The 7,775-nt window shown below is 39.0% G+C and carries 8 protein-coding genes; 6 read left to right on the top strand and 2 right to left on the bottom strand.

Going from position 1 to position 7,775, the window contains the following annotated elements; all coding sequences use genetic code 11:
- On the top strand, positions 1–455 hold a 455-nt coding region (locus ACODS7_RS30040), incomplete at its 5' end, for a Fic family protein (protein WP_488828312.1).
- A 243-nt stretch (positions 456–698) separates the two neighbouring features.
- On the opposite strand, the gene ACODS7_RS30035 is transcribed toward ACODS7_RS30040, so the two are convergent.
- Positions 699–971, bottom strand: coding sequence for a pre-peptidase C-terminal domain-containing protein (locus ACODS7_RS30035; RefSeq protein ID WP_488828314.1), 273 nt, complete (start codon positions 969–971; stop codon positions 699–701).
- Positions 972–1,022: 51 nt separating this feature from the next.
- Entirely contained in the window at positions 1,023–2,759 is a 1,737-nt protein-coding gene (locus ACODS7_RS30030; protein WP_483298956.1) for a M4 family metallopeptidase, read from the bottom strand.
- A 245-nt stretch (positions 2,760–3,004) separates the two neighbouring features.
- Here ACODS7_RS30030 and ACODS7_RS30025 point away from each other — a divergent pair, with 245 nt between their 5' ends.
- From ACODS7_RS30025 to ACODS7_RS30005, 5 genes are read left to right on the top strand one after another with little or no spacing between them, the layout of a single operon-like run.
- Positions 3,005–3,853 (top strand): HesA/MoeB/ThiF family protein, encoded by an 849-nt coding sequence (locus ACODS7_RS30025; RefSeq protein WP_098679997.1) that lies wholly within the window; start codon positions 3,005–3,007, stop codon positions 3,851–3,853.
- Positions 3,854–3,866: 13 nt separating this feature from the next.
- On the top strand, positions 3,867–4,733 hold the full coding sequence (locus ACODS7_RS30020) for a HesA/MoeB/ThiF family protein (RefSeq protein ID WP_256426611.1): 867 nt from the start codon (positions 3,867–3,869) through the stop codon (positions 4,731–4,733).
- A 14-nt stretch (positions 4,734–4,747) separates the two neighbouring features.
- The gene (locus ACODS7_RS30015; protein ID WP_256426610.1) at positions 4,748–5,185 is read left to right on the top strand and encodes a DUF441 family protein; all 438 of its coding nucleotides are present in this window, start codon (positions 4,748–4,750) and stop codon (positions 5,183–5,185) included.
- A 13-nt stretch (positions 5,186–5,198) separates the two neighbouring features.
- A complete protein-coding gene (locus ACODS7_RS30010; protein ID WP_256426609.1) occupies positions 5,199–6,263 on the top strand; it encodes an alpha/beta hydrolase in 1,065 nt (354 codons plus the stop codon).
- Positions 6,260–7,672 (top strand): homocitrate synthase/isopropylmalate synthase family protein, encoded by a 1,413-nt coding sequence (locus ACODS7_RS30005; protein WP_256428259.1) that lies wholly within the window; start codon positions 6,260–6,262, stop codon positions 7,670–7,672. Before ACODS7_RS30010 ends, ACODS7_RS30005 begins: the two co-directional genes overlap by 4 nt.
- The last annotated feature ends 103 nt before the right edge of the window (positions 7,673–7,775 follow it).

Here is a 7,775-nt window from a genome sequence, read left to right as displayed (position 1 = left end):
GCATGGTACGGTTATTGTTTAGTTTGTTATTAGTAAAAGAGAAATACGCTGTTGTAAAGTATATTTCCTTAGATGCTATCATCAAACAGTGGGAAAACACGTATTATGAAGCTTTGTACAAATCAGCGGCTAATTGGTTTTCAGAAGAACATAATTTAGTCTTTATTACAGACTGTTTTCTACGTATTCTTCATGCAGCATATGAGGAATTACAAACAACATTGCTTCCTCATCAACTAAGAGGACAACGAAGTCTGCAGCTACGGGATTATATTGTAAAACAAAGGGGGCCTTTTTCAAAAGAAGATATTCGAAAAAGATTTCCTACCGTTTCAGAAAGTACATTCCAAAGAACATTTCAATGTTTACAAGAACAACATAAAATAACACTCTTATCTAAAGGAAGAGCAGCGAAATGGTCTACAGTTACAGAAGAAACGGGTACAACAACATAAAAAAAGCGAAACGAATCCATAGAAGATTCGTTTCGCTTTTTTATGAATGGATTAAGATTTCTACTCTTTTCAATCTTATTAGGGGTAAGTTTGAAAAGCTTTCACCTATAATCTTACATACATCGACTTGTTTTGTATATTGATAATATCTTGAATGAATTTTCAGTGTATTTTCAATGAGATGTATCGTTTTATCAAAATGATTCTAGTAAGGTCTCTTATCCTACTTGTAACGATTGTATACTAGTTTACAGATAGCTGATACGTGCCATTTTGATTGGTATACTTATATACGTATAGATAATAGGTCCCGGGTTTTGCTTGATAGGATTCTATGATGCTATCACCTTGTTCTTTTCCATGTTGTAAATCGGATTCATGATGTAAAACCCATGTCATGCCAATCTTATTTTCATTTTCATTTTCATTTTGTAATGCGATATGTAGGCTTCTTGGTGCAGCCACCGTGAACTTGTATACATCTAAAGAATCATCACCTACTAAGCTTCCTTTTATTTGCGCTGGAAACGTAAGGATACTCGCTTCTTCTACGGTTTAATTGGGTTCCTAATCTTGATTACTCCCTTTTTCCTGTGGGTTTTCTTTTTGAGCAGAAATGTGTACGGCATCAAATGCACGTGTTACAGCTTGTACTTCTGTAGATTGTTTCCCATACTTTTGTGTCGCCACTCGTATACAAGCCACTCGTAATTCTGCAAAATTGGACGTTGCATTTAATTCATCCGTGTTCGCATAATAAAAGATGTCAAACATTTTATTTTCCCCGATACCATTTATTTGCACCCCATTGTGTGTTCCTCCGGCTGCAATGAGATAGGCAACTTTATTGATAATACTGGAGTTAAAATGTACGCCAGCTTTATCTTCTCCATTCAAATCATTAAATTTACGATAATCATCTGGATACGGTATGCCATATGGCGAGGCGACAGTAGTAGGATCTTTCATACTTCTTAATGTGGTCCCTGTTTGTTCCCCAATCTCCCAATTAAACGTCCCATTATTTACATATTTCTCAATTGCGGTTCCAAAGATATCTGAAAGGGCTTCGTTAATCGCTCCCGATTCTCCGTAGTATTCCAAACGAGATTCATTGGAAGTAATGGCATGTGTAAATTCATGACCAGCCACATCATAGGCTTTCACCATGGGATCTCCGTATACTAACATACCCTCTCCGATACTGGCAGCATTATGCCAATTTTTTGGATCGCTTGTTTCCGTAGAATCCCAGGCGTGTACAATCGATGTAACTTTTTGTCCTTTGTTATCAAAACTATTGCGTTGGTATTTTTCTTTATAAAAATCATATACTTTTGTCGCAAGATAATGGGCACTGACTGCTTTCGGGTCTTGGAAAGTAGAAGCAGTATGGCTAGCTAGAGACCCTGGATAATTACGGAAGTCTGTCGCAAGATCTGTATATTTGGCATCGTATGTTTCAATTCCTTTTCCTCTTGTATAATCCGCTAATACATAAGAACCATCAGTTTTTTTAGAAACACCGAATGTACGAAACGTCCCTAAATCGTCTTTTCCATATCCACGTAACGATATCATTTGATTATTAGAAGCTGATTCCTTTACTTTTTGTACGATTGCTTTACTTACTTTTATTGGTGTTTCTTCAATCATATTTTGCAACATGCTTCCTTGTTCGGCATCTATAATATAGGTACCCGAAACATACTGCGGAGTAGCTACTGCAAACGTAACTTGATACGCTTGTATGGCTTCCCCACTTTTTTCATTCATATAGATTACAGGTTTGACAACTGGCTCCGAAAGAAATGAAATATTTTTTCCGTACTTTTCGTAAATATACGCTTTTGCATCTTCTGTAGATAGATGCATTTCCTTTTTTAAGGTATTTTGTTGTCCTAGTTGTTGTGCACTGTTTCCTGAAATACTAGTGATAACGCCTTTCTGATCTACATGTGCTGTCAGTTGATGACCATACACGTCTTTTCCTTGAAAAGTTTGTTGTAAGCGTACAAGTGTTGTTCCATCATAGGCTTTTCGTTGCTGCACAATAGAATAGGCAACCCCGGGTTCGTCATTTACTTGCTGGGGGGATAAAGACTGTTTCGTTTTGTCCTGTAGTGCATCTTGTACAATTTTCCCCGGTTCTTTTTGAGAAGGTAAGGTTAAATGTCCAATTGTAAACGCTTTTTCTTTTGTTTGCACCTGTAAAGAAGATTCGTGCTCCGCCTGCACAAATCCAGAAGGAAATACTAGTCCGCATGCCCCCATGAGGGCAAAAGTTATTGGTGTTTTTCTCATTATTCGTGCTCCTTTTTATTTTCTGAAACATAAACCTATGAGAGTATCAAACTCTGAAAATAGTAAGACATGCATATGTCTGTTTTTGTCGATAAATCTCTAAGGTAGCCCATATCATAACATGTATTTGTGGCGATTCAATAATTTATACAAAAAATTCACATATTTCACATCCTTTTCACAATTCTTTTGTCTATGCTAGAAAAAGACTTTGAATACATTGTTACAAAGAAAGGAGCATCACATTGCAAGCAGACACATACTACTGGGAAATGGTATCACGTAATATTGGGGTATATACAAAAGAAGAACAAGCTATATTGCAAAAGAAAAAAGTTATTATTTTTGGATTAGGAGGTGTAGGAGGCTATGAAGCAATTCTTTTTTCACGTATGGGGATTGGGCATCTTACAGGTGTAGATCCGGATGTATTTGAAATTTCGAATATCAATCGGCAAATGTTAGCGACCTCTCGTGTCATAGGAAAAGCAAAAGCGAAAGTGGCAGAAGAAGTGGTGACAGACATCCATCCGTATCTCTCAACAAATTTTCTACAAAAAAGGGTAGATGAAGATAATGTAAAAGAATTGATACAAGGACACGATATTGTGGTAGAAGCTGTCGACGATATGCTTTCACGGGTAATTATCCACCGGGCAGCGAGGGAACTTGGGATTCCAAGTGTTGGCATGTCAGGTAGCCCGCCTACAAGAGGATTTGTTTCTACCTTCTTTCCGAATGGGATTTCGTATGAAGAGGCATTGAATGTGTCAGTTATTGATTCTATCTTAACAGATGAAAAAGTAAGGAAACAAATTGCGGATGTAAAGAAAAAAAGAGCATGGTATTCGGTTAATCAGGGGGCGCCGGAAGAATGGGCACAAGATTTTTGCGAGGGAAAAGTGGGTTGGATTATTACGCCTATGCGAGCACATTTATTGTCATTATTTAGCTTTCATGAAGCGATACAAGTCCTAACGGGTCGTGAACCATTGGCTAGAGCACCAAAGGGCATTGTGATAGATGTAGATCGTCTTACTCCTGTTCAGGTAAAAGACGCACCCGAAAACGGTTGGGATTATGCAACATTATAAGGAGGACGTACATGTGTTCACTGGAAATGTAAACAAACAATATATATATGAAGAAAGCTTTACAAGAAATATTGGCGTCATTTCTATAGAAGAACAGGAAAAATTAAAACATGCTCGCGTTACGGTAGTGGGTGCTGGCGGAGTCGGAGGAATTACACTGATTCAACTAGCGCGAATGGGCGTAGGCTCCTTACACGTCATTGATCCAGATGTATTTGAAGCGAGTAATATCAATCGGCAAATGCTGAGTTCTGTTAGCAAGTTAGGACAACCAAAAGCAGTGGTGGCTCGTGATATGTTACACGATATCAACCCTTTCCTACAGGTACAAATCACGCAAGAGTTTGTTACCGAAGATAACGCAAAAGATTTGTTAACACATACAGATGTCATTATAGATGCGACTGATAATTTAGTCGCCAGAGTCATCATTCATCGTATGGCCCAAACTTTAGGAATTCCGTCTATTTGGATTGCTGTTACACCACCCTTTAGAGGGGGCGTCATGTCATTCACTCCGGCATCTGTACCTTATGAACTTGCGTTAGGATATCCATCTTATCAGCAGGAACTCACGCCTGAGATGCAAAATAGAATCCATGATTTAAAAGACGGCCGTGCTTTGTATTCTGTTCAACATGGTGCAGATGAACAGTGGGCGAATAGCTATGTAAAGAAAGATCGACCATGGGCTGTACTATCTCCTGTTGCAAACATGGTAGGCATTCTAGCAAGTTTTGAAGCATTTAAGTATATGATAAAACGAGAAAATTTACAACCGATTCTCAGTCCAAATCTTATCCAGATTAATCTTGCCTATTCAAATATGGTACAGGTATGTGAACCTGAAAACGGTAGTTGGGATTATACAACTTTATAGAAGAGGTAACAGATATGGTTTCTTATCTAGTGTTAGGAATAATTGGTATACTCGCTTTGTCTATGAAAGAGTATGCGCTCGCTATAGCGGCAAGTACCGTAGGCATATTATTGGCTATGGGACAAAAAGCTACGTTGCACGCGATTCAGCAATATGCTTTTCCGATTGGGATTTTCTTTCTCATGTTCTTTCTGTTAGCTCCCGTCACATCAGGGAAGGTGTCGAGCGATCACATCATGAAGGTACTGACTTCCCCAATAGGATGGGGATCCATTGTAGCGGGGTTTATCGTGTCCTGTATAGGAGGAAAAGGGGTAGGCGTATTGCCGATGAACCCCACTATATTAGTAGGAGTTTTAATAGGTACCCTTCTGGCTGTGTTGTTTGCAAAGGGGTTACCAGCAGGGTTACTGATTGCAGCTGGAATCATAGCCATTATTTCGATGAAATGAAAGGATCTTACAAATGAAAATGACCTGGAAAGATATACGTGTAGTAGGTATTCTTTTCGTTTTTTTCCTGTCGAGCTGTTCCAATCAGCAAGACGTTTTAAAGATGAAAAAAACTTTCAAAATAATAAAAGAGGAATATCACATTCCACAAGAAGATGAAACGTTATATGTACTTCATAAAAGTGTACCTACACAAAAGCAATATACATCAGATGAAATTATTTTGTTTCTAGAACCATTTAGTGTTCCGACTGCAGCAGCTTTTGATGTTCCAAACTATTCCTGGATGGATGCGTATGCTCGAAAAGGATATGATACATGGGCAATGGATTTTAGAGGATTTGGGCAATCTTCAAGGCCCAAAGAAATGTCAGAAGCGCCTTATTTACATAAACCAGTCGTTCATGTAAATGATGCAACAAAAGATGTAGCAACGGTTGTAAATTGGATTAAACAGAAAAGAAATGTAAACAAAATTCATCTTGTTGGTTGGTCATATGGAGGAGTGGTAGCTGGAAATTATGCCATCACACACCCTCATGATGTGAATACACTTGTTTTATATGGGTACATGCATGGATTTACACTTCCCATGATGACAGAGCCATTTGACAGTCCGCTACAAAAAGGGGAATTCAATCCGCATGCCCCTTCCTATCAAACTGTAGAATTTGATACAGGAATGCATCACTGGCATATGATGAGGGGCGAGAAAAGAATGGTGACAAATGAAGCTGTAGATGCTGTGAAACAAGTATTTCTTCATTCAGATCCCCTAAGTAAGGAAAGTAATGGCAGTATTCGCAGACCCATGGGACCTCTAGAAGATTTATACTCGATTTGGAATAACCGTCCTTTATATGATGTATCTCAGATTATTTCGCCTGTACTGGTTATTTATGGAGAAGATGATTGGTTTGCAGAAAAAGATATGAGATCGAAATTAACTGGGGCGAAGAGAAAAAAGGAAGTGGTACTTCCAAATGCAACACACTGGGCAGTATATGAAAAAAATCATGATGTTCTATTTAAAGAAGTATTGAATTTTATAGAAATGAAAGAAGGAATAAAAGAATGAACAGAGATCTAACAATCTTAGATGCGACTTTGCGAGAAGGGGAACAGCAACAAGGGATACGTTTTGCAAAAGAAGATAAAATATCCTTGCTTCATATGCTTGAAGACTTTGGAATTTCTATCATTGAGATTGGTCATCCTGGAATTTCACCAGAAGAAGAAGAAATTTGCCGAGAAGTAGCCGCATCTGCCAAACAAGCGGATATTCTCATGCATGCGCGAGCGAAAAAAGAAGACGTTCATGCTGCGTACCGGGCTGGGGCGGATTGGATAGGCATCTGGGCATCTGTCAATCCAATTTCTTTACAAACCAAATATACCAATCGATCCAAGGAATATGTGAAGAAGGAACTCAAACATGCGATTGAAGAAGCAAAATCCTTAGGATTACAGGTTCGCTTTACCATTGAAGATGCCTCTCGTACAGAATGGAAAGATATCTATGATATCGGAAGTATAGCGTATCAAGCTGGTGCAAATCGAATCAGTGTCGCAGATACGGTAGGAATTTGGGAACCTTATGAATGTGCGAATATTGTGAGGAAGGTTGTTGAAACGTTCCCGTGTGAGATTGAAGTGCACCTTCATAATGATTTCGGTTTAGCCATGGCGAATGCTCTTGCCGCTATTGATGCAGGCGCTTCTGTCATTGATACTACGCTATGCGGGATAGGAGAACGAGCTGGTATTGTCGATCTTTTCAACCTAGCCGTTATTTTACAACAAAAAAGGAAGCTAACAAACCTGAAAATAGAGCAAATACCAAAATTAGCACAAGCCCTGCAGCTTGCTTCAGGGCACCGAGTGGATGTTTGTCGTCCTATCATTGGAAAACATGCTTTCACACACACCTCTTCCTATCATATAAAAGCAATGCAACAGAATCCTGCTGCGTATGAAGGAATTCCTGCGCACGTTGTGGGAAGGCATTCTACCCTAGGAAAAACGGTAAGGGAACGAGGGGAACCAAGATTATCTCAACCATTTCGAATCGGAAAGCCATTCATGAAAGGGGCGTCGGAATTACGGTATCATCGAGATGGACCAGGATACCGGTGGGTACAAGTCGATCCTCGCATTGACACACGCGCTTCTTTTTATGTCATACAGCGTCAATTTTATGGGGGATGTATGGAAGAGGTAACAGATGGCCATGTAGATGTGCATGTTCATGATTGCGATAGCGCTTTTCTATTTTGGGGTGACCAGGTAGACGGAGCAGGTTTGATATGTGAAGTAGAAATAGAAGGAGAGCGTCATCTTATTTCCAGTCCAGCTTCTATTTTTATTCCCGCTGGACTCCTCCATACGTATCGATATGTGTATGGTCGAGGAACGTACACGAATATTGTATTAGCTCCCCATTATAATGAGAGTTTGCTAGAGCATACTCCTGTTACTTCAACATAAACGCAGAGGTCCTTTCTACATAAAATATTGTGTTTCTCTTTTGTAAAATTGTAACTACTCAGCCACCTTTTGGTGTCTTTTTTAATTTTACTAGTTTCATATG

The organism is Bacillus sp. FG16, assembly GCF_057809515.1.
Note: the sequence above shows the minus strand (reverse complement) of the source record. Positions and strands in the feature narration are given on the sequence as shown.